18 protein-coding genes are annotated in these 20784 nt (G+C 43.9%); 5 read left to right on the top strand and 13 right to left on the bottom strand.

Annotated features, from left to right (window positions below):
- Nucleotides 1-490 precede the first annotated feature (490 nt).
- From BLP33_RS24950 to BLP33_RS24935, 4 genes are all read right to left on the bottom strand, one after another.
- Nucleotides 491-2059, bottom strand: a complete 1569-nt coding sequence (locus BLP33_RS24950; protein ID WP_090534293.1) for a hypothetical protein — start codon at nucleotides 2057-2059, stop codon at nucleotides 491-493.
- Nucleotides 2056-3909 carry a glycosyltransferase family 2 protein gene (locus BLP33_RS24945; RefSeq protein ID WP_090534290.1) on the bottom strand — a complete coding sequence of 618 codons (1854 nt, stop codon included), beginning with the start codon at nucleotides 3907-3909 and terminating at the stop codon, nucleotides 2056-2058. The genes BLP33_RS24950 and BLP33_RS24945 overlap by 4 nt, the downstream gene beginning before the upstream one ends.
- Nucleotides 3910-4111: 202 nt before the next feature.
- The gene (locus BLP33_RS24940; RefSeq protein WP_090534288.1) at nucleotides 4112-6199 is read right to left on the bottom strand and encodes a cellulose biosynthesis cyclic di-GMP-binding regulatory protein BcsB; all 2088 of its coding nucleotides are present in this window, start codon (nucleotides 6197-6199) and stop codon (nucleotides 4112-4114) included.
- Between the two features lie 11 nt (nucleotides 6200-6210).
- Nucleotides 6211-7557: a sensor histidine kinase gene (locus BLP33_RS24935; protein WP_090534286.1), complete on the bottom strand. Its 1347-nt coding sequence runs from the start codon at nucleotides 7555-7557 to the stop codon at nucleotides 6211-6213.
- Nucleotides 7558-7770: 213 nt separating this feature from the next.
- On the opposite strand from BLP33_RS24935, the gene BLP33_RS27585 reads away from it, so the two are divergent.
- Complete coding sequence (locus tag BLP33_RS27585) at nucleotides 7771-8211, top strand: cellulase family glycosylhydrolase (RefSeq protein WP_371328332.1); 441 nt, start codon at nucleotides 7771-7773, stop codon at nucleotides 8209-8211.
- 587 nt (nucleotides 8212-8798) lie between these two features.
- Nucleotides 8799-9779 carry an acyl-ACP desaturase gene (locus BLP33_RS24920; protein WP_090534280.1) on the top strand — a complete coding sequence of 327 codons (981 nt, stop codon included), beginning with the start codon at nucleotides 8799-8801 and terminating at the stop codon, nucleotides 9777-9779.
- Nucleotides 9780-9949: 170 nt separating this feature from the next.
- Here the strand turns inward: BLP33_RS24920 and BLP33_RS24915 are convergent, their stop codons facing one another.
- The gene (locus BLP33_RS24915; protein ID WP_090534278.1) at nucleotides 9950-11560 is read right to left on the bottom strand and encodes a mechanosensitive ion channel family protein; all 1611 of its coding nucleotides are present in this window, start codon (nucleotides 11558-11560) and stop codon (nucleotides 9950-9952) included.
- 66 nt (nucleotides 11561-11626) lie between these two features.
- Nucleotides 11627-11953, bottom strand: coding sequence for a hypothetical protein (locus BLP33_RS24910; protein ID WP_090534276.1), 327 nt, complete (start codon nucleotides 11951-11953; stop codon nucleotides 11627-11629).
- A 666-nt stretch (nucleotides 11954-12619) separates the two neighbouring features.
- On the opposite strand from BLP33_RS24910, the gene BLP33_RS24905 reads away from it, so the two are divergent.
- Complete coding sequence (locus tag BLP33_RS24905) at nucleotides 12620-12916, top strand: GIY-YIG nuclease family protein (RefSeq protein ID WP_175490110.1); 297 nt, start codon at nucleotides 12620-12622, stop codon at nucleotides 12914-12916.
- A gap of 86 nt (nucleotides 12917-13002) precedes the next feature.
- Nucleotides 13003-14022, top strand: a complete 1020-nt coding sequence (locus tag BLP33_RS24900) for an aldo/keto reductase (protein WP_090534274.1) — start codon at nucleotides 13003-13005, stop codon at nucleotides 14020-14022.
- A gap of 196 nt (nucleotides 14023-14218) precedes the next feature.
- Here BLP33_RS24900 and BLP33_RS24895 read toward each other — a convergent pair whose 3' ends face one another.
- The 6 genes from BLP33_RS24895 to BLP33_RS24875 all read right to left on the bottom strand — a co-directional run bounded on the left by BLP33_RS24895 (nucleotide 14219) and on the right by BLP33_RS24875 (nucleotide 18086).
- A complete protein-coding gene (locus tag BLP33_RS24895; protein WP_090534272.1) occupies nucleotides 14219-14977 on the bottom strand; it encodes a DUF4846 domain-containing protein in 759 nt (252 codons plus the stop codon).
- Entirely contained in the window at nucleotides 14974-15699 is a 726-nt protein-coding gene (locus BLP33_RS24890; protein WP_090534269.1) for a M23 family metallopeptidase, read from the bottom strand. The genes BLP33_RS24895 and BLP33_RS24890 overlap by 4 nt, the downstream gene beginning before the upstream one ends.
- A 462-nt stretch (nucleotides 15700-16161) precedes the next feature.
- Nucleotides 16162-16728, bottom strand: coding sequence for a pentapeptide repeat-containing protein (locus BLP33_RS24885; protein WP_090534267.1), 567 nt, complete (start codon nucleotides 16726-16728; stop codon nucleotides 16162-16164).
- A gap of 178 nt (nucleotides 16729-16906) precedes the next feature.
- The gene (locus tag BLP33_RS27240; protein WP_175490109.1) at nucleotides 16907-17047 is read right to left on the bottom strand and encodes a hypothetical protein; all 141 of its coding nucleotides are present in this window, start codon (nucleotides 17045-17047) and stop codon (nucleotides 16907-16909) included.
- Nucleotides 17048-17131: 84 nt separating this feature from the next.
- On the bottom strand, nucleotides 17132-17512 hold the full coding sequence (locus BLP33_RS24880) for a hypothetical protein (protein WP_090534265.1): 381 nt from the start codon (nucleotides 17510-17512) through the stop codon (nucleotides 17132-17134).
- Nucleotides 17505-18086 (bottom strand): hypothetical protein, encoded by a 582-nt coding sequence (locus BLP33_RS24875; protein WP_090534263.1) that lies wholly within the window; start codon nucleotides 18084-18086, stop codon nucleotides 17505-17507. Before BLP33_RS24875 ends, BLP33_RS24880 begins: the two co-directional genes overlap by 8 nt.
- 201 nt (nucleotides 18087-18287) lie before the next feature.
- Between BLP33_RS24875 and pruA the strand changes: the two genes are divergently transcribed.
- Nucleotides 18288-19925, top strand: a complete 1638-nt coding sequence (pruA, locus tag BLP33_RS24870) for an L-glutamate gamma-semialdehyde dehydrogenase (protein WP_090534261.1) — start codon at nucleotides 18288-18290, stop codon at nucleotides 19923-19925.
- A 197-nt stretch (nucleotides 19926-20122) separates the two neighbouring features.
- Here the strand turns inward: pruA and can are convergent, their stop codons facing one another.
- Nucleotides 20123-20779 carry a carbonate dehydratase gene (gene can, locus BLP33_RS24865; protein WP_090534259.1) on the bottom strand — a complete coding sequence of 219 codons (657 nt, stop codon included), beginning with the start codon at nucleotides 20777-20779 and terminating at the stop codon, nucleotides 20123-20125.
- Between the last annotated feature and the right edge of the window lie 5 nt (nucleotides 20780-20784).

Raw genomic sequence — 20784 nt, 5'->3', positions numbered from 1 at the left:
GCGCGCGACCCTTCGACAAGCTCAGGGTGACAGGCCTTTGCACTCAGGTTGACAACATTAAAACGGTTGTCATGCTGAGTGTTTAAATCCGGAGGCCTCTGAAGGTGAAATGACATTTACACTACCCGTCATCCCGAATTTATTTCGGGATCCCACGCGCTGAGCGGCTATGCAAGCGGCCTTGCATGTGGGGTGCTGAAACAAGTTCAGCATGACTGTATTTTTTATTATGTCATGGGTAGGTTCTCGAAGCATGGTGGGTTAGGCCTCTGCGCACGAACCTTCGACAAGCTCAGGCTGACAGGCCTTTGCACTCAGGTTGACAACATTAAAACGGGTGTCATGCTGAGGTTCTCGAAGCACGGTGGGTGAGGCCTCTGCGCGCGACCCTTCGACAGGCTCAGGGTGACAGGCCGCTATCACTGCAACTGCTGCTGCTACTGCCACTAAAAAACTAACTGCAAACTGCCCACCAAAAACTGCCCACTGATTACTGCAACGTCACAACCTTATACAAAATCCAGCCGTCGGTTTCGTAGGCGCGTTTGTAGTTTACACCGCTGTTGAGGCGGCGGATTTCGGGGATGTACCTGTCGCTAAGCTGGGTGTAGCCGGTGAAGGGGTTTTTGGGGGTGGCTATCAGGATATAGTCGTCGTATTTGTAAGGGGTTTCAATGGCCGACAGGAACGAGTTGAGCTGGTAGGGCAGGGTTAGTTTTTTGATATTGTTGGTAAAGGCCACAATGGGGTATGATACGGCATCGTCCATGAGGATGTGCGTATCATCGGGCAGGCTGTTGATATAGGCTGCTATTTCCTTGCTTTCGTTTTGATCGGTATTGGGCTCCAGCCGGCTAAGGGTGGTGATGAAGCGGCGCTCGTCGGTAATGAGCGAGTTGGCTAAAAAGGTGTAGCCGGTATATAGCTGCAGTACCATTACAAAGGCCAGGCCCAGTTTAAGGGGCAGCATATTTTTAATGGTACGCACCTTAAATATGATACACAGCAGCGCCACAAATAAAAATATAAGGTAGTACTGGTAGGTAAGGAACAGCTTATCATACTTAATGTGCAAAAACTCAACAAAGGCAAACAAGGTGAGCACGGTTAGCACATGATAAGTACTTTCGCGCAGCAGGTACAGGCCAAACAATATCAGCGGACAAAAATATATCACCCTTAATGATACCAGGATGCTGAGTTCGGGCAGCTGGTAGTTTACGGCAGTGGCGGCGGTGTCATAATTCAGCTTGTCGACCAGTACGTTCCAGGTGGCCAGGGGGCTTTCCATAAAATAGTTATAGTCGCTGGCGTGGGTTTGGTTAAGCAGTTTATAGCAAACGAGGGATACCACGGGCAGGATAAACAGGATCACATAAATGGCAAAAGTTTTATTGATAAGCTTGCGCCTTAACGACGGACTGTTAAAGCTCATGAACAGCCTGAAAATGGATTCCTTTTCGCCCAGGTTTAGGCTGGCCAGCGTGATGGACAGCACCAGCGGAATAAAGAACAGGGTAAGCCAGATGAAGCGGTAATCGCAAAAAATGAGCATCACCAAGCACATACTGGCTATGGATACGTGGAACGTGGTGTTTGAGCGGTAAAACTTAAGCAGGTTAAGGAAAAACAGGTACACGAAGATCACTACCAGGTAAATGGCTTTGCCCGAGCAGGCCATGTAAATGATACCGGGATGCAGCAAAAATAGCAGGGCTACCATGATGAGATAAAAATCATCCTTCACCCTGATAACAAACGAGCGCGAAATAAGATAGAAGAAGCCTGCCGTACCCAGCGCCGATGCTATGACCGGGGCGAGGTAACCGTTTACCCACGAAAATATAAGCGAGGAGTAAAAGGGCAGCAGCGGGGCGGTTAAGCCCATTACCTTGAGGCGATTGCCCAGTCCCTCAAACACGATCTTTGTTTTTTCGACATAAAAAAGGCTTTCCTGGTTATAATAGCCTAAGTGGTTAAGGTATATGCCGATAACCAGGTACCAGGCGGCCAGTACCAGGGTAAATATAAACAGGTATGTACTTTTGGCAATTTTCATTTAATAACGTTTGTGGGGTTATTAACCTTACTTAAACCGTGGTTGGTTTTTTCCCAGTAAAACGGATTGGTGATAAGCTGGTACAGGCCCATATAGGCTGCTACCGAATGCATGAGCCAGTAAACCGGGTTGGCTATGGCAAACAATATGAGTTCGAAATAGCGGCGTTTAAATACGGCCATCATGTTGATATAGATCATGAGGATATTACCCACCATGAGGTTAAATATCGACATGAACAGCACCCAGTCCGGAAACAAATTGCGGATGGTTGAAAAATCAAATATGAGGTAACAGATAAAGATGATGAGCAGCACCGGGTAAATTAAAAAGGTGGCTGATGTGGCGCCGATGAAAAAGTTAAAACCCAGGAAACCGCGAAAGCCTATTTTACGGATGAGGGCCGGCGGGTTGCGCATGTGCACCAGGTAGGTTTGCATGTAACCCTTGATCCAGCGCGAGCGCTGGCGGATCCAGTTCCAGAAGTTGTTGTTGGCTTCTTCATACGTGGTGGAGTTTACAATGGCCACCTTATAGCCTTTGGCATAGGCGCGCACGCCAAGGTCGGCATCTTCGGTTACGTTAAAGGGGTCCCAGGCGCCAAGCTCAATCAGCGCGTCCATTTTAAAGTGGTTGCTGGTGCCGCCAAGCGGGATGGGGATATCCAGCGTATCCAAACCGGGCAGCATATAATCAAACCAGTACGAATATTCGAGGGTGAACATCCGGGTGAGGAAGTTTTCGTTGCGGTTAAAGTAGTTTAAGGCGCTTTGAATGCAGATATAATTTTCGGGCAGCTTATGAAACAGGGCTACCACTTTTTTAAGCTGATCGGTATCGGGGATATCCTCGGCATCATAAATGGTGAGGTATTCGCCCCTCGAAAAATGCAGTCCGTAATTACAGGCCTTGGGCTTGGTTTTAGGCATGTGGAAAGGCACCACAATAACTTCAAACACAGCGGGGAAATCGAGGTTTTTTACGGCGTTTAATGTTTTATCATCATCTTCTTCAATAAGCAGTTTGATATCCAGCTGCTGGCGCGGATAGTCGAGGCTTTGCAGGTTCCAGATGAGTTTTTTGATCAGCTTATCCTCCTTGTAAACAGGCAGCAGGATGGTATATACCGGCAGCTCCTCGTTTACGATAGTGCGCAGATCATCTTTGGTGACGGCCTGGTGCAGCTCAAACCGGGAGCCTACCAGCGCCAAAAACAGTTTGAAGATAATGGCGATGAGGAAAAACGAGCTGATGATTAAGTTAATGGAGATGGATACGTTTTTAAAGTTGAGGAACAGGCCGATGGCGGTAATGCCCCACAAGGCAAAAATGAAAACAAGCTGTGATGTGGTGAACGTTGTTGAGGCCGAGCTTTTAGGGTCGCGCTTAAGGAGCTCAAAAACGGATGCCTTAACATATTTTTGCCCGGTAAGCTTGTGGCTTAGCCAGGTGATCTCCAAATCGGATGCTACGATGACTTCGGGTTCCATGTCATACGTAAACCTTACAAAATCAAGGAAAAGTTCATTGCCGGGGTCGGCCATAACGGTAACCACTTTATTGTTTTCGATGCGGAGGGGGAGGCCCAGCTGATCGTTGGCAAATTTAAGGTCAACCTGGTCGAGGATTTTCTGGTCGAAGGCTTCCTGGCGGATCTCGGCAAAGTGGTAGCCTGCGTTGCCCAAGGCGCGTTCATAGTTTTTGCGGGAAACATAGCCGAAGTTAAGGGCTATTTTGAGGTATGACATACCCGATCTTTCCGAAAAAGCATGGATCTTTTCCTGGTCGGCCGGCGAAATAAATCCGTGGGCAACCAAAATTTCAGGAACAGAAATACTCAATGTATCCATATTAGGTGTTTTATAACCTCACCCCCGCCCTCTCCAAAGGAGAGGGAGCTCTTTTTTTTTAAGCCTTCTCCTTTGGAGAGGGCAGGCGGTTTGTCATTGTATTTATGATGATGCCTTAGCCTCACCTAAATCCTCTCCAAGGAGAGGACTTTAACTTCATTTTTCTTAAAACCCTCTCCTTTGGAGAGGGCAGGGTGAGGTACTAATCGTTAAACAGATCCTGCGATTTTTGAACTTTTGACCGCACATACAGGAACGAAAGCAGGATCAGGATCAGGATGCCCAGCAAAATGTACAGGTTATAGCTGTCCCAGAAACGGGTAAGGCCGCTCTTGGTATCGATGTATTCCAGGTTTTCGCTGGATTTGTTGATGTTGAACAGGTATTTGTTGGAGTTAACATCAGAGATACAAACGTTGCTTGACAGGGTTGAAAGCTGCTCGGTAATGGATTTGGATACCGCCAAAAAAGCTTCAGAAACATGCGTGCCGGTAGCGGTAAGCACCAGGGTAGCATTGTTGCTTACCCCGTAAAAAATTTGCGCCAGGCCGTTTGATACCGTATCCGAAAGCGCGTAAACCGGTTTATTATTATCGGTGTTGTACAGCCTGAAGTTCCTGTCGAACTGGATAGGGGCATCGCGAAACTCCTTAAGTATTTTATCATCTTTTGACAGCAGGGCTATGATATTGTATTGTTTGAAGTCAGTTGGTTTCAAATCTTTCGAGTAAACAAACTCGGGGAAGTTGTTGGCGTTGATGTTATTGTTAAGCTCATAAATGATCTCGCCCATAGCGCCGGCGGCATATTTGGCGTATTCCTCGCTTACTACAATTTTGGTTGTGCCGTTGTTAAAAGCCTCGGGATACTGGTAAAAGCTCAGGTCGCTGGTGATGAAAGGGTTTTTTGACTCGAGGTATGATTTGTCAACGTCAACCTCGGCAAAAAAGTTGGTAAAGCTGTTGCGGCAGTTGCCATTGGTAGGATAAAACCTGAATTCGGCCTCCAGCGTGTTGTATTTATGGTGCTGGTAACGGTTAATTGTGATAGAGCTGTTCAGCTTGCCCGATGCATCCAGCTTTTCGCTGCTGATAAGCAAACCGTTAAGGTATATGTTGAAGAAACCACGGTCGCCGGGGGCAAGGCCGCTGTAATTGGCAATAAAACGGATCTCCACTTCTTTAGGGGTGAAGCTGAAATCACTGTTTTTAAAGCTGTAAGCGCTCTTCAACGAGCCAATACCCGACAGGAAGTCGCTCACGCCGCCAATTTGCTTTAAAGATAGTTTTGAACGGTTTTCGTCGATAGTTTTAAAGAAAGTGTTCTCGGCCTTGTTGATCAGCAGGTAATCGCCATAGGTTGAGTTGAGGATGTTCATGTTACCCAGGGCGGTGATGGCCTTTTCATAGCCGGTATCATCGCCGCCGGTAACAAACAGCACCTCTTTAGGCGATTGCTCCTGCGTTACGGTTTTAACCGGCACAAACCGGCCTTTTACATCAACCATGTGCACAATGGTATCAGTGAGCAGGCTTACTGATTTATGCAGGTAGAATAAACCCTGCGCGTTTTGCGGGGTAACTTTTACCAATGCGCGCGCATCGGCAGGTAATTTATCAATGGCGCCTACCCTGATGTAGTTACGAACGCTGTCGGGCAGTTTGCTTTCTTCATAAACTGCAATTGAACGGGTTTGGGTCTTTTTTAACCTTGAATAGGCCCAGGCTACGGCCTTAAGGTCATGCAGGCTTGGGTTTGACGGGTAAACGATAGCTTTTTTAGAGTCGAAGCAGTTGCTGATATTTACGTTATCGAAAAAGTTTTTATTGCTTTTAACCAGCGACAGGTATGAGTAGTTTTTGATCCTTAACCACATCGCCGGGTTATCCAGGTCTTTACACTGGTCGTCGGTGATGGTGAGCAGGGTTTTGATCTGGATCTTGAGGAACTTATCGGGGCTCAGGTCGGCACGGCTCAGGTTAAGGGTGATCTTCTGGATAGAATCGGGGCCCAGGCGGCTGCTGTATGCCGGTTTGTTATTAATAACCAGGTTAATGTACGAATGCGATTTTATCAATGCCTGCGACGGTTCAAAAAATAAAACCAGTTTACTGCCATTCATTTCAATCAAAGGGGTGATCTTGAAGTAAAATGAAATAGCGCCGCTCATGCCGTATACCACATCATCGTCATGGCCGTAGGCTTTAAAGGATGCAATGCTGTTGCCCTGGGCCTGCGAAGCCGTGTTGAATAATAGGATAAAGGCTAATAAGGTAAAAAACTTATTCATTGATATAAATGTTAATTTATTACGTAAAATTCTACTCTGAAATAATTACCGTTGTCATCACTGCGGTAGCTGAGCTCCCCGCCCATTTCCTGGGTCATTAGCTTGGCAATTGATAAACCCAAACCCAGGCGGCTTTCGGTAACACCGTGAGTATCGTTAAGGGTTTTAAGCTTGTTGAACATCATGTCCAGCTCCTGCTGGCCTATGGCTATACCTTCGTCAATGATCTCGAAAACAAAACGCTGGCGCTGCAGGCTGGTTACTACCTTAATGCTGTTATTGGTTTGCGAAAATTTGATGGCGTTTGATAGCAGGTTTTGAAACACCTGGCCGGCAAATACCTTATCAAGCCTTACGTTGAGGGGCAGCTTCAGGATATTATCAATCAGGTGGATGTTTTTCATGAGGGCTGTTTCGTACAGGCCTTTAAAAACATGCATTACTTCAACGTTGATATCAAAGATCTCCATGTTGAATTTCATATCCGGCGATTCGATCTCCTTAACATCCATCAGCTTGTTAAGCATATACTGCATCTTATCAGCCGATTCGGCGATGTAGCCCACAAATTCTTTCTGGTCGCTGCTGAGCCTGAAATCTTCCTCCCTGATCATGTTGTTGCTCATTATAATAGAGCCGATGAGGTTTTTAAGATCGTGCCCGGCAATATTGATAAAGCTGTTCTTCTGGCTGTCGAGCTTGCGGAGCTGCTCATACTGATGATCGATGAGGTTATTTTTTTCGTTGATATCCTTGTTTTGCTGTTTAAGCTGCTCGTTTGATTTTTCGATCATGATCTGCGCGCGTACTTCACGCTGGATCACCTTATAACGCGCCCCGGGTATTAAGCAGGAGATGCCCGAGATGATAAAAAAGATCTGCCCGCCGTTACTTAAAACCAGGTCGAGGTTGTATTCGCTTAGCAGGTTAAAGAAAATGGCCAGTAACAATAGTGCCATTAAGGTTTGGATGATGGAGTTTAAAGGCTCCCAAAAAACCTGCAGGTTAAAAAATAGCAGGGTGGTAGCAAACAGCATAAAATAAATGGTCAGGAACTGAATGTTTACCAGGTTGCATAATATAGCTGCCGTTACCGAAAGCATAAAGAAACTGATGTGCAATAATATGCGGTAACTAAATTGTTTATGCTGAAAATAGCTGAACAGGCCGTATATAATAAGGATAGTTATAATGCGGATAATAAAAAACTGCAGCCAGTAGTTTGTCGCGTAAATAAAATCAACAATACTAAAAAGAGGGTACAGGAATATAATTGTCCAGATTATATTATTGGTTTGGTACCATGCTTTTTTGGAGGTCTCTCTAATTAATTCTTCGTTGGTAATTTGAACAAACATTATTTGTTATCTTGAATTGTAATTAAAAATTAAGGCCGCTGTTTAAATTAACTCCGTTTAATATTGATAGACAAAAATATTCGTTATACGATAATTTAAACAGGTTTGTTGTTACTGTTGCCAACAGTAATAATTGCCGTTGCAAAAAGCCGTCCAATTCCCCGGTAAGTTCGGAAGGTCGCTTTTAAACCGGGCCAAAGTTTAAGCAAGGGCATCAGTATTTTATGGCTTGCGCAAATCCGGAACGAAAGCTCGGCGGCCCAAACGCCATTAAAAAAATCCGATTTTCTGCTGTTCAAAAAGCTGGGCTTTAAAAGTATTAGGCTGCCCGTGGCTTTCACTTCTTTTGGCCCCAAAGCAATAGCGCGGCTATTTACCTATACAACTAAGGTTGCTAAGCGATGCAATACTTATGAATTGAAGCTGGTGACAGATTATCATTATGGCAGGTTAGGCGACAATAATTATCTCACAGAAACACCGCAAACAATTGATTTGTGGCTAAAATTAACTAAAAGGTATAAAAACGCAGATTATAGTAACCTGTTTTTTGAGAATTATAAGGAACTGCCCCATATTAACCCCAAACTGTGGAAAGTTGCCGCGTATAATATTGTTACGCTTATCCGTAGATTGATAAACAACAAACCCTGATCGTAAGTGCATTAAATTATATCAGCATCTATGAGCTAAGCAGGTTGGTAAAGGCTGGCCGATAACCATATCATCTGCAATTTTCACTTTTACGAGCCTTTCTTTTTTATTCACCGGGGCGCAAGCCGGATAGGTGACCAGGTTTCAACCATCGGGGTATCATTTCCATACAATGCGGAAAATTTTCCTGCACTTAATCCAAAAGCAAAAAAACACCCCCGGCGAAAGCAATTACCGGAGTTACCCGCGCGATGACAACAAACATTTATAAATGATAAACTGCAAATTGTAAAAACGGGCCCCGAAATATGATGTGCTCATCATTTGCGGTACGTAAGGCGTTTAAAACAAATATGCCGATGCAGATAGTCGCTGCCGTTATAATAAGTCTGTACGCAAGGGTTTAAAAGAGCTTGATATCACTGGCATGCTTTGGGATTTTAACGGTAGTTTTTCGCTGTTTAATGGCAAGCCGGCGATGGAAAATTTACCCTTGTGTAGGAAAGACGCAATTAGCGCTGTACAGTGAAATTTTAAAACATAATGTTACAATTTTAGTTACCTTTGCTGATTAATATACCTGTTTTATGGAATTTTTTGTAGAAAAGCGCAGAGAAGTAATGGTGCACATTGAAAAGTTCATGTTAGAAAAAATACATGAATATTTAAAGCCCATTGATACTATCTGGCAGCCATCTGATTTTTTGCCCGATTCTTCAAGAGAGTCGTTTTTTAGCGAGATTAAAGAACTACAGGAAAGTGCCGCAGGGTTATCTTATGACCTGATTGCCGTTTTAATTGGCGATACCATTACCGAAGAGGCTTTGCCAACTTATGAATCGTGGTTAACCATGGTGCAGGGTGTATCGGATGATGAAGAAGGAGGCTGGATGCGTTGGACACGCCATTGGACAGGCGAAGAAAACCGTCACGGCGATTTGCTTAACAAATACCTATACCTGTCGGGCCGCGTTAATATGCGCATGATGGAGATCTCCACCCAATACCTGATAGCCGATGGTTTTGACATCGGTACCGGTCATGATCCTTACCGTAACTTTATATATACCTCTTTCCAGGAGCTGGCAACCAATGTATCGCACCGTCGTGTAGCCTCACAGGCCAAGAAATACGGCGATCCGCTGCTTTCAAAAATGTGCGGTGTTATCGCATCTGATGAAGCCCGCCATGCTAAAGCTTATAAGTACTTTATCGAAAAAATATTTGAGGTAGATCCAAGTGAGGCTATGGTAGCTTTTGAGGATATGATGCGTAAAAAGATTGTAATGCCTGCCCACTTCCTGCGCGAGGTTGGTTTAAAGGTTGGTCAAACTTTTGGCCACTTTACCGATGCCGCACAGCGTTTGGGGATCTATACAGCTATCGACTATGTGGATATCCTGAAAGAGCTTTTGACCGACTGGCACATCGAAAGTATCACAGGTTTGGACGAAGCGGGCGAAAAGGCCCGCGATTACGTGGTAAACCTTCCGGCCCGCTTACTGCGTGTAGCCGAGCGCATGAAAAACCCAATGCTGGAGTATAAGTTTACCTGGATTAACGGGTAGTTTTTTAAGCTTAAAGCTAAAGGCCGAAGGCTTAAAGCTTTTCTTGCAACCGGGTTTTAGTTTAGTGCTTCTTTTTCAGAGCTTTGTGCTTTAAGCTTTTTGCTTTTAGCTCTTTCCTATAGCTTTCTGCTTTAAGCCTTCGGCTTTCAGCTTATTAATGGCTTTTAGCTTTAGCTATCCCGCTCTATTTTATACCCCGGTTTTTTATATCCATCGGCAACGTAGTTTTCGGGGATCTGGATGTGGCTTCCATCGCGTACAGCTGTAAAATGCGGCGACATGATCTCCATGCCGGCTTCGTTAAACTTATCCTGTATATTCTGATATAGCGCTGAGTAGATCACGGCCATTTTGCCGGGCTGATCGGTATAAGCGTTTATCTGGTAGCTTACATTAAAATCATTTAAAGCGGTTTGCAGTACAAACGGTTTTGGGTTGGCAAGAATGCCTTCTGTTGCTTCAGCCGCGCTGATGAGCAGGTTATGAATGGTTTCCCAGGGGGCATCGTAACCAATAGTAACACTGGTATTCAGTATCAAACCCAAAGTTTTTGACGATGAAGTATAGTTAACCGTAGCACCGCTTAAAATGGTAGCGTTGGGCACGGTTACATCTTCGTTTTTAATGGTGCGCACACGGGTAACCAGCAGGTTTTTCTCAATTACATCGCCCATAATTTCGCCAACTTTTATGCGGTCGCCAATTTTAAAGGGGCGCATATAGGTAAGCACAATGCCCGATACCATATTGGCAATAGCCGAGGAGGAACCTAACGAAAACAATACGCCTATAAACACGGTAACCCCCTGGAACACTTTAGACTGCGACCCCGGCAAATATGGAAATATCACCACAAACATAAACGCGTACATCAGTACCCGGATGATATTGTAAGTTGGGATGGCCCATTCAGGGTAAAAGCCTTTTAAAGCTATGGCCCCGTTTGCTATTTCGGTAGCTATAAATTTTACCAGTTTTACAATGTACCGGGTAACCAGGTAAATAACTGTTATGGTAAGCAGGTTGGGTATAAAACGGACAATGGCCAGCAGGATACTTTTCAACGGGTTAACCACAAAGCCGATCAGCTGTGTGGCGATAGGCTGCGAGGAAGGGAAAATATAAAACAATACCGGTAAGGCCAGGTAAACCAGCAACAGGATAATGAACAGGCGCGCAATATTTATCAGTCCACTGATAAACGGAAGTAGCCGCGAGGCATAGGCTATTGGAGCTCCTTTTTCTGCCAGCTTTTTAACACGGTTTTCCCATCCCCGTATAATTTTAAGTTTTATCCACCTAAAACCTTTATTAACAATCCAGATCAGCACAATAAGTAGTATAATAACCGCGACTGCCTCAAGTACGTTTGTAATTAGTTGTTTAGGGCTGTTGCTTTCAAAAACGTTGCCGAGCTTATTTTTTAATATAGACAGATAGCTTGCTGCCAGCTGCGGCCGGTTCAGTTCGGAGTAAGAGGCATCGGTATTATTAACCCCCATGATCATCTGGCCGTTGTAAGTTATTACCGATATGGACGTATCGTTTTTAAGCGTTAACGAATCCGGGTTAAAATCTATTCGGCTCATCAGGGCCTTAATGCGTTGGGTAACAATCCCGGCGCGCTCTTTAGGATCAAACAATCCCTGCGGGGCATAAAATTTAAACAGGGTATCCCGGTTAATGATTACCGGTTCGCCGTTTTTTTCAGGGAGTTTTTGTGCCCGTGTGGTAAATGCAGCAAACAGAAAAAGGATGAGCAGGCTATAAATTTTAGGCATAGGGATGTTTTTCTGTTAAAGCTAAAAATTATTTGGCTCATTTCAATTTGCTTAGCGTTATGCCCACTATCCTTCCTGCACCAGATCCGTACCCAAATTACCTGCAATATTGCTAAATAGGTCGTTCAATATCGATTCCACAGTGAGCGAATTTACATCATCAACATAATGTTCATTCCGGGTAATCCAAAGTTCGTTACCGTTAATCGCGATGCTGAACAGTGCGCCTTCGTAAACAGCAGGTAATGAAATTTCAATTGTTCCATCTTTTCGTTCTACTGTGAAGTTTAAATCGCTTTGTCGCTGCCGGTGAAACATGGGGTTAAGTTTTTCATGCAGTAACTGGTATAACTGGTTGATGTCGGTATTGGTATGGAGGGTGATGATTTTCATAATTTGGTATATTAGCGATGTATTAAATAGTACAAAGTTGAAGGAAGGATTGTTTGGAACCGACTTTCCTCTGATTATAAAAAACAATATGTCATTGCGAACGAAGCGTGGCAATCTCGTAGCTATGCTCAGCTGCTTTGCATATCGTAGAGGCATAACGACGAGATTGCCACGTCGCCCGGACGCTCTTTTGCCCGTGCTGCTCCTCGCAATGATATAACTTTTAATGGTTGGATTATGCATGTGCCAATCTACCATGTCATTGCGAGCGAAGCGCGGCAATCTCGTAGCTATGCTCAGCTGCTTTGCATATCGTAGAGGCATAACGACGAGATTGCCACGTCGCCCGGACGCTCTTTTGCCCGTGCTGCTCCTCGCAATGACATAACTTTTAATGGTTGGATTATGCATGTGCCAATCCGCCATGTCATCGCGAAGCGCGGCAATCTCGTAGCTATACTCAGCGACTTTGCATATCGTAGAGGCATAACGACGAGATTGCCACGTCGGCCGGACGCTCTTTTGCCCGTGCTGCTCCTCCGCAATGACATAACTTTTAATGGTTGGATTATGCATGTGCCAATCTGCCTCCCCGCAATGAGGTGGATGTTTAAAAATGGTGTAGTTTAATATTAATTCTTTTAGATTAGCGCCAAACCTTATCTAATGAAAATACACCAATACTTCGTTTATATTTTAACAAACAAAGCTAACACAGTGTTGTACGTAGGAGTATCGAGTGATTTACATAACAGGATATTAGAGCATAAGAAAAAGATCTATAAAGGTTATACGGCAAAATATGCGTGCGATAAATTGGTATACTTTGAACAATTTCAATGGATAGACGATGCCATAGCCAGAGAAAAACAATTGAAAGCAGGATCAAGACAAAAGAAAATTGATTTGATAGTGGCAACTAATCCATCGTGGGGAGATTTAAGTGTAGACTGGTATGATTGATCTGCATAGCCACAATGCATTGGTTACAAGATTGCCGCGCTTCGCCAATAACATATTTTAAAACGTTACACAAAACATCACCATATATGAACTACAAATTATTAGGCCGCTCGGGCCTTAAAGTTTCTGAATTATGCCTGGGCACTATGGGCTTCGGTACCGAAGGCGGGTGGGGCGCCGAAAAAGATGCCAGCTTTGCCATTATGGATGCCTTTGCCAATGCAGGCGGCAATTTTATTGATACCGCCAATGTTTATAAACTGGGTACCAGCGAGAAGATCATTGGCGAATACCTGGGTAATCATGACCGCGATTATTTTGTGCTGGCTACCAAGTACACCCTAAAAGATAATACTACCAATCCCAATGCATCGGGCAATAACCGCAAAAACATGATGCGGAGCGTGGAAGAAAGCCTTAAACGCCTCAAAACTGATTTTATTGACGTGCTGTACCTGCACATCTGGGATAATATTACACCTATTGATGAGGTGCTGCGCGGGTTAGACGACTTGATAAAACAGGGCAAAGTAACCTATGCCGCTATCAGTGATACGCCCGCATGGGTAGTATCAAAAGGGAATACCCTTGCCGGGCTGATGGGCTGGAGCCAGTTCATCGCTTTACAGGTGGAGTACAGCCTGCTGGCCCGGACTGCCGAGCGGGAGCTGATACCGATGGCAAAACATTACGGCATGACGGTTACCCCATGGGCCCCGTTGGCAGGTGGTGCTTTAACCGGTAAATACCTGCGCGGCGAACAGGGACGTGTAAAACCGGAAAGTAACCGCCGTAACGACAGGGCTAAAACTATTACTGAAGTGGTTGTTGGCATCGCCGCTGAATTAGGGGTATCCGAAAGTACTGTTGCCCTGCAATGGATGATGGACAGGGATTTTAGTTGCATCCCTATTGTGGGCGCTACCAAAATTGACCAGTTAAATGATAACCTCAAGGCCATCGATACCAAATTAACTCCCGAACATTTCAAAAAGCTCAATGAAGTTAGCGCTATTGAATTAGGTTTCCCCGGCGACTTTTTCAATGAGGATGCCGTGAAAATGAACAGTTTCGGTGGGTTTTATGACAGGGTTGAAAAAAGATAATTATCTCCTGCATTATATAAAAATTGTCATTTCGACTGAGCAAGGGCTGGTTTGAGCACTCGGGCAAAGGAGAAATCTCCTATGGTGTACAACGTTGCTACTTATCTACAGCATGGCGTAGGAGATTTCTCCTCACCAGCCCCGCGCTTTCCCCAACGGGTTCGTCGAAATGACAATTGGGTATTTATTATTCCTCCTAAAACCGCTTCAGATAATTTTTACTAATCAGCTCGCCATACATGATCCCGCTGTGCTGGTCCATAGCAAACCACGGTGAATCATATTTTAGCACCTGGATATTTTGGGCCGGCATAAAACTCTGCGCCAGTAAAAATTGCTTTTGATGAGCGGCATTTTCTACAACATCGAGCACAATAAAACAATGCCCGGGCGAGCCTCCACGGATGAACACATCACCTGGTTTTACATCATTGGGGTTAGCTACAGTTTTTAATTCTTTTTGCAGGGACAGGGTGCCCGCATAACTGAACACCAGGTTCATGTAATTTAAAAATGCCGGGTACGAATAATCGGGTTTGGCTTTCAATACCCAATGGTCGTTTTTGTAGCGATAGCCCTTGGCATAATGTGCATAGTCGCATTTAAAACCGCTGGTAAAGTTGAAGGAAATTTCGTTGTATTTTTTTTGCTGATAAAGGTATTCGGCACGGAGGCGCATCACCGCATCGGCACATTGCTGTAAGTCCTGGTTGCCTATGCTCATGTCAATAACCGCAGCGGTGTAAACATCGGTACGGGCAATATCGCCTCTATAAGTTTTGGTTGGTGTGCCCGCCGGCTTTAAAGGTAAAGCCTGCAGCCATGCCCCGAAACTGTCGGGCGACGCTGCTATACGCTGATAGCCTGCCGGTACCGCGAATCTTTTAATCACGTTATCCGGAGGAGCAATATTAATATTCAGAAATAGGAGCAGGCAGGTGATCAGGATTTTCATAACGTTTTGGCTTTTTTTAGCTGTTCATAAGGGTTATAAGGTACGGGGATGCCGTCTGCCAGTTTAAATGCCGAAAAATGCAGGTGGGTAGGCGAACGTTTTTTGTAGGCGTTATAGCCGCTGCGGCCTACTTCGGCTATTTTTTGGCCTTGCGTAACGTAGTCACCCGGTTTTACGAAAATCTGGTTATTGTGCGCATAGTACGTAAAAATATGAGTTGCCGGATAATAGATCCAGATAAATTTGCCTCCCCGCATATTGCTGTTCGGTTCCCATTGATTGGTACAGGCTATTACCCAGCCATCATCTACACTAACTACCTCAACAGGCTTACTGGTACGGTCATCGATACAATCCTGGTTTTTATCATTAATAAAAATATCGTGAGCAGGATGGGCGCCATGTTTATTGCCGTCAAGGTAACGGTAACCCTTATCAAAGTAACCATTACCATGGGTACCACCAATGGCGCTGCTTTTATAGCCCTTTAAGGGGAATACCCATTGCGTTTTTGGAATAATCCGCTCAGCACGGATCATTTCCAGTATGTTAATTCGTTTTAACAGGGTTTCAAATTGCTTTTGAGCTTCCGGTTTTTTGACACCACCGTTTAAAACCAGGTTATTAAAATCATTGAATTTGGTAAACGCAGAAGTGTCGGCCTGAGCTAAAGCCCCGATGCTTATCAACAGAAAAGAAAAAAACAGGACAAGTTTTTGCATAAGGTTTGTGGTCAGTAAGTAGTTTCAAGATTTCAAACGCGTCATTGCGAGGAACGAAGCAATCCCCGATTAGCAGATCCGCTCTGTATAGTTCACGATTATTAATATCTATAATTTGTTTTTTATAGGTATTAATGAGCTCCCTTCGCTCGGTTGTCTTCGTGTCTTATAATGACGTGATTGTAAGTTATTGATTATTAAGTATATTTTTTTTCGATCAGTTGTGTAACAAGGGCGTTGCCTGCGGCCCGGGCTTTCCGTTGCAAGTCCTCGCTTTTCCTGCCCGCAACTTCTCTACACGCTGCGGGCTTTACACTGCAATCCCTAACGCGGCCCACGCGCAACACCGCTAAAATATATTTTACATGTCATTAGGTTTTTTTCAGGGCTTCCCTGATGGTTACTCGCAATGACGATTCTTAATTTTATGCTTTTGATATTAACTAATAAGTCGCCAAAATATTATCCTATCCGGATATCATATTTGTTAAGCAATCCTGGTAAGCCATGAAGCGAGAACTTTGCTTTTTTGATGACGTTATCATCCGGGTCGATGATGAAGTTATAGGATGTGCTCAGGTCGGCGTTTTTAAGGATGGTACGACTGAAGAAAGCGTTTTTAAGGTTACAGTTAATGAATTTACAATCGCTCAGGTCGGCCTCGGTCAGGTCGGTTTCCATCATGGAACAATCGGTGTAGGTAGCCTTCTTGTTCTTCTTTTTATAAAACACGGCATTGTCTAAAATACAATCCTCAAAATGCACTTCGAATAAAAAATCATTGGCCCTACCAAAATTTACGCCGCTTGTTTTGCAGTGCTTAAAGCGGATATTTTGCAGAGCAGTATTGCCTAATTCGGCAAGGAGCAGGTTGCAGGTATCAAACAGGCAGTCGACAAAAGTAATGCCCGTGAGATGGGCATGGGCAAGGTCACAGTTGATGAATTTGCAGTTTTCGTAAGTGGTGCCGTTGAGCTGGCCGGCGGTTATTTTGGTAAAAGTTTGATCTTCGTGGAGTAGGGATTGCATGGGGGCAAATGTAAAAGGTTAAAGGGAATAGGATGGTTTCCGGTCTCTTTAAATTAAAGAAAGATGATCAACCGCCATGCTTACCGGATTTGCATGGCGTACAAGATTTCTGTTTCAACCTCACGCGCAACCTTGCTCCGCTCAATCGATAAATCATTATTTTGTTAATTACAACCCTTTATAATTTCCATTCCGCGGTGATATCGGGATCCTGTGCCAGGATAATATCGCACAGGGCTAACAGGCAGCTTCGGTTAGGTTCATCTTTGGTGAGGTGGAATTGATCGATTGGGGTGAGCTGCACAAATACAACAACCAATATTAACTGTAATGAAAAACTTATTCAAGCAAGTTATAATCTATCTTAACAGACACATAGATTTCCAAGAATTAGATTATGAAATTAAAAATCTAAACTGTCGTCTATTCGCCTTTCTTTCCCAACAGTCTTTTCACTATCTAATTCAGATACAATACCTTTTATCGTTTCTTCAACCTTATAAAAAGCGCGCTTTGCCAAAGTATGCAATTCTATTAAGAGCGTATAATCATCTTCATCACTACCATCAAAATATACCCTATCTACCGTATCGCCATATTCATTTAGAATAGTTATATCGACCAAATCCACCCCATTGCCATTATCCCAATTATCTACGGTGATTGCACCTTTTTGCAATTCTAACTTATATTCATTATCTCGACTTGTTTTTGACCATATAGCTTGCTTGGCAGATGTCTTTTTTATAAGTTTTTCTATTAACAATTTAAATTCATCAGTCATGTCTTTCAAATTTTAATTTGTTTTCAAATTCAGTTAATACCGTTGCGAGTTGTTCGAGATTCTGGTTAACCTTAGAAAAATTAACACCTGTCTTTTTCTTCAAAAGCGAATCATTGATGTTATTTATATCAATACTTATATCAGTTATATGCTGATTGTATGCCCCACTATTGGTATAATCTTGCAAATCACCATTGTATTTAACTTGAATCAGAATTTGTTTTAGGTCTTTCATTCTTAAAAGCGCCAATTCGCTTTTATCATGTAGTATTGATGTTTGAATTTCTTGAATAATCTTTAAGGAGCGAGCTATTTCCGATATCGATAATACCTGATTTATTCTCACCAGTGAACTATCTACAGCTAATCTCGTCTTTTCACTTGTTTCTTTTATGCTTTGAATTTGCAAATAGGCTAAACATAATCCATATAAAGATCCAAATGTACCGTACAAGGTAAAAAAGTTTACAATGTTTTTAAGTTCGTCTTTAAGATTATAATAAATAATATAAACTATAACTGATCCAATTATAAGAACTGAAGACGCTATAACTCTATTTTTACTAAAATTCATTCAGATATTTATGTTCTCTGGCTAATTAAGTTATCCCCTTATTTTCAATGAATAAAATAATACAACGATAAGAAATTTAATCTTCAAATGAGCAAACAATAAATACTAAATAATTCATGTAAATAAACCTCCCTTTGACATTCGCCTACCCAACCTTCCCCTGCAAAATTCCTATCTTTGCGGCAACATAAATTATCATCTATGCTTAAAGGATTTTTTAATGTTCCAGCACCGGTAAATGAGCCCGTTTTAAATTACGGTCCGCGGAGTTTGGAGCGTGTGGCGCTTAAGGCAGCTTTAGAAGCCGGTCGTGCCCAACAATTAGATATACCTATGTACATTGGCGGCAAGGAAGTACGTACCAACACCAAGTTGGAAATCCGTCCGCCGCATGATCATAAACATTTACTGGCAACCTTCAGCGAAGGTGATGCAAGCCATGTCACAGCCGCTATTGACGCTGCCCTTGCAGCCAAAGCCGACTGGGAAAACCTGGCCTGGGAACAACGTGCTGCCATATTCCTGAAAGCTGCCGAACTGATTGCCGGCCCATACCGTGCCGAAATCAACGCAGCCACCATGCTTGGTCAGTCAAAGAACGCTTACCAGGCCGAGATCGATTCGGCTTGTGAGTTGATCGACTTCCTGCGTTTCAACGTGGAGTACATGACCGAGATCTACAAACAACAGCCGCCGGTATCAGGCAAAGGTGTTTGGAACCGTGTAGAGCAACGCCCGCTTGAAGGATTTGTGTTCGCGCTTACGCCATTCAACTTTACGGCTATTGCCGGGAACCTGCCTGCATCTGCAGCCATGATGGGCAATGTAGTAGTTTGGAAACCTGCTTATACGCAAATCTACGCTGCTAACGTGATCATGAAGATCTTTAAAGAAGCCGGCGTACCTGATGGCGTTATCAACCTGATTTATGTGGATGGCCCTGTTGCAGGCGAAGTGATCTTTAACCACCCTGATTTCGCAGGGATCCACTTCACCGGTTCAACCAAAGTATTCCAGAACATCTGGCAAACCATTGGCACCAACATCCACAAATACAAAACATATCCGCGCATTGTAGGCGAAACCGGTGGTAAAGATTTTGTACTTGCCCACCCGAGTGCCAATGCCGATGTAGTAAGTACTGCCCTTGTTCGCGGCGCTTTTGAATACCAGGGACAAAAATGTTCGGCTGCTTCAAGGGCTTATATCCCGGCTTCATTGTGGCCTGCGGTAAAAGCAAACATGCAGCGCGACATTACTTCATTTAAAATTGGCCCGGTGGAGGATTTTGAAAACTTCATCAATGCCGTGATCACCGAAGTATCGTTTGATAAACTGGCCAAATATATCGACGCTGCCAAAACCGACGAGGGTGTTGAAATTGTTGCCGGTGGTAACTACGATAAAAGCAAAGGCTGGTTCATTGAGCCAACCGTATTAAAAGTTGAAGACCCATATTACGTAACCATGTGCGAGGAGCTTTTTGGCCCGGTACTAACCGTATATGTTTACGAAGATGATAAATTTGATGAGATCCTTGAGGTTGTAGATAAAACTTCCATCTACGCGCTTACAGGCTCAATCATCTCGCAGGACAGGTATGCTATTGAAAAAGCTACCACCCGTTTACGCAACGCGGCAGGTAACTTCTACATTAATGATAAACCTACAGGCGCGGTAGTTGGTCAGCAGCCATTTGGCGGCGCAAGAGGGTCGGGCACTAATGATAAAGCCGGTTCAATGATTAACTTGCTTCGCTGGGTATCGCCACGCACCATCAAAGAAACCTTTGATCCGCCAAAGGATTACAGGTATCCGTTTTTGGCTAAGGAAGTGTAGTTGAGAAGAGAGTCAAGAAACCAAGATTCAAGAGACAAGAAGAAGCTGGTTTAAGAATCTTTAGGTCATAGCTTAGAAATAAAAAGAGTCGAAGATCGGAAATGTTAAAACCCGATTTTTCGACTCTTTCTTGTTTTCTTATAAGTTGTTGAATCTTCTAATCTTGATTCCTGACTCTTGACCTCTTGCTTCTATTCTCACTTGAACTTAAACACAGCATCCATATTTTCATTGCTGGATGTGCTTACTTTCATATCGTTGATAAGCCCTGTGCTGAGGCTGTAAACCCAGCCGTGTACCGCGAGCTCCTGCCCATTTTTCCAGGCATTTTGTACTATGGATGTTTTACAAAGGTTGTTCACGTTTTCTATCACATTCAGTTCAACCAGGCGGTTACTGCGTTCCGTTTCGTTCTCAATGGCATCAAGCTCATCGGCATGTAACCGGTAAACATCTTTAATGTGGCGCAGCCAGTTATCAATCAGGCCGAATTGGTTGTTACTCATAGCGGCATTAACTCCACCACAACCGTAATGACCGGTCACTATTACGTGTTTTACTTTCAATACGTTCACGGCATAGTCAAGTACGCTCAGCATATTCATATCCGAGTGTATAACCATGTTGGCGATGTTGCGGTGCACAAAGATCTCGCCCGGGGCGGTATTGGTGATCTGGTTGGCAGGTACGCGGCTGTCCGCGCAGCCTATCCAAAGGATAGGGGGCTTTTGCCCGTTAGCCAGCTTATCAAAATATTGAGGGTCTTCGGCTAAAGCACCTTCAATAAATTTTTTGTTCCCTTCCAGTAAGCCTTCATAGGTGATATGACTGGTATCATGAATTTGAGCGCACATATATT

Origin of the sequence: Mucilaginibacter sp. NFR10, from assembly GCF_900100445.1 — a bacterium.
In the GTDB taxonomy this organism is placed as follows: Bacteria; Bacteroidota; Bacteroidia; order Sphingobacteriales; family Sphingobacteriaceae; genus Mucilaginibacter; species Mucilaginibacter rubeus.
This window is presented reverse-complemented; position numbering and strand designations above follow the sequence as displayed.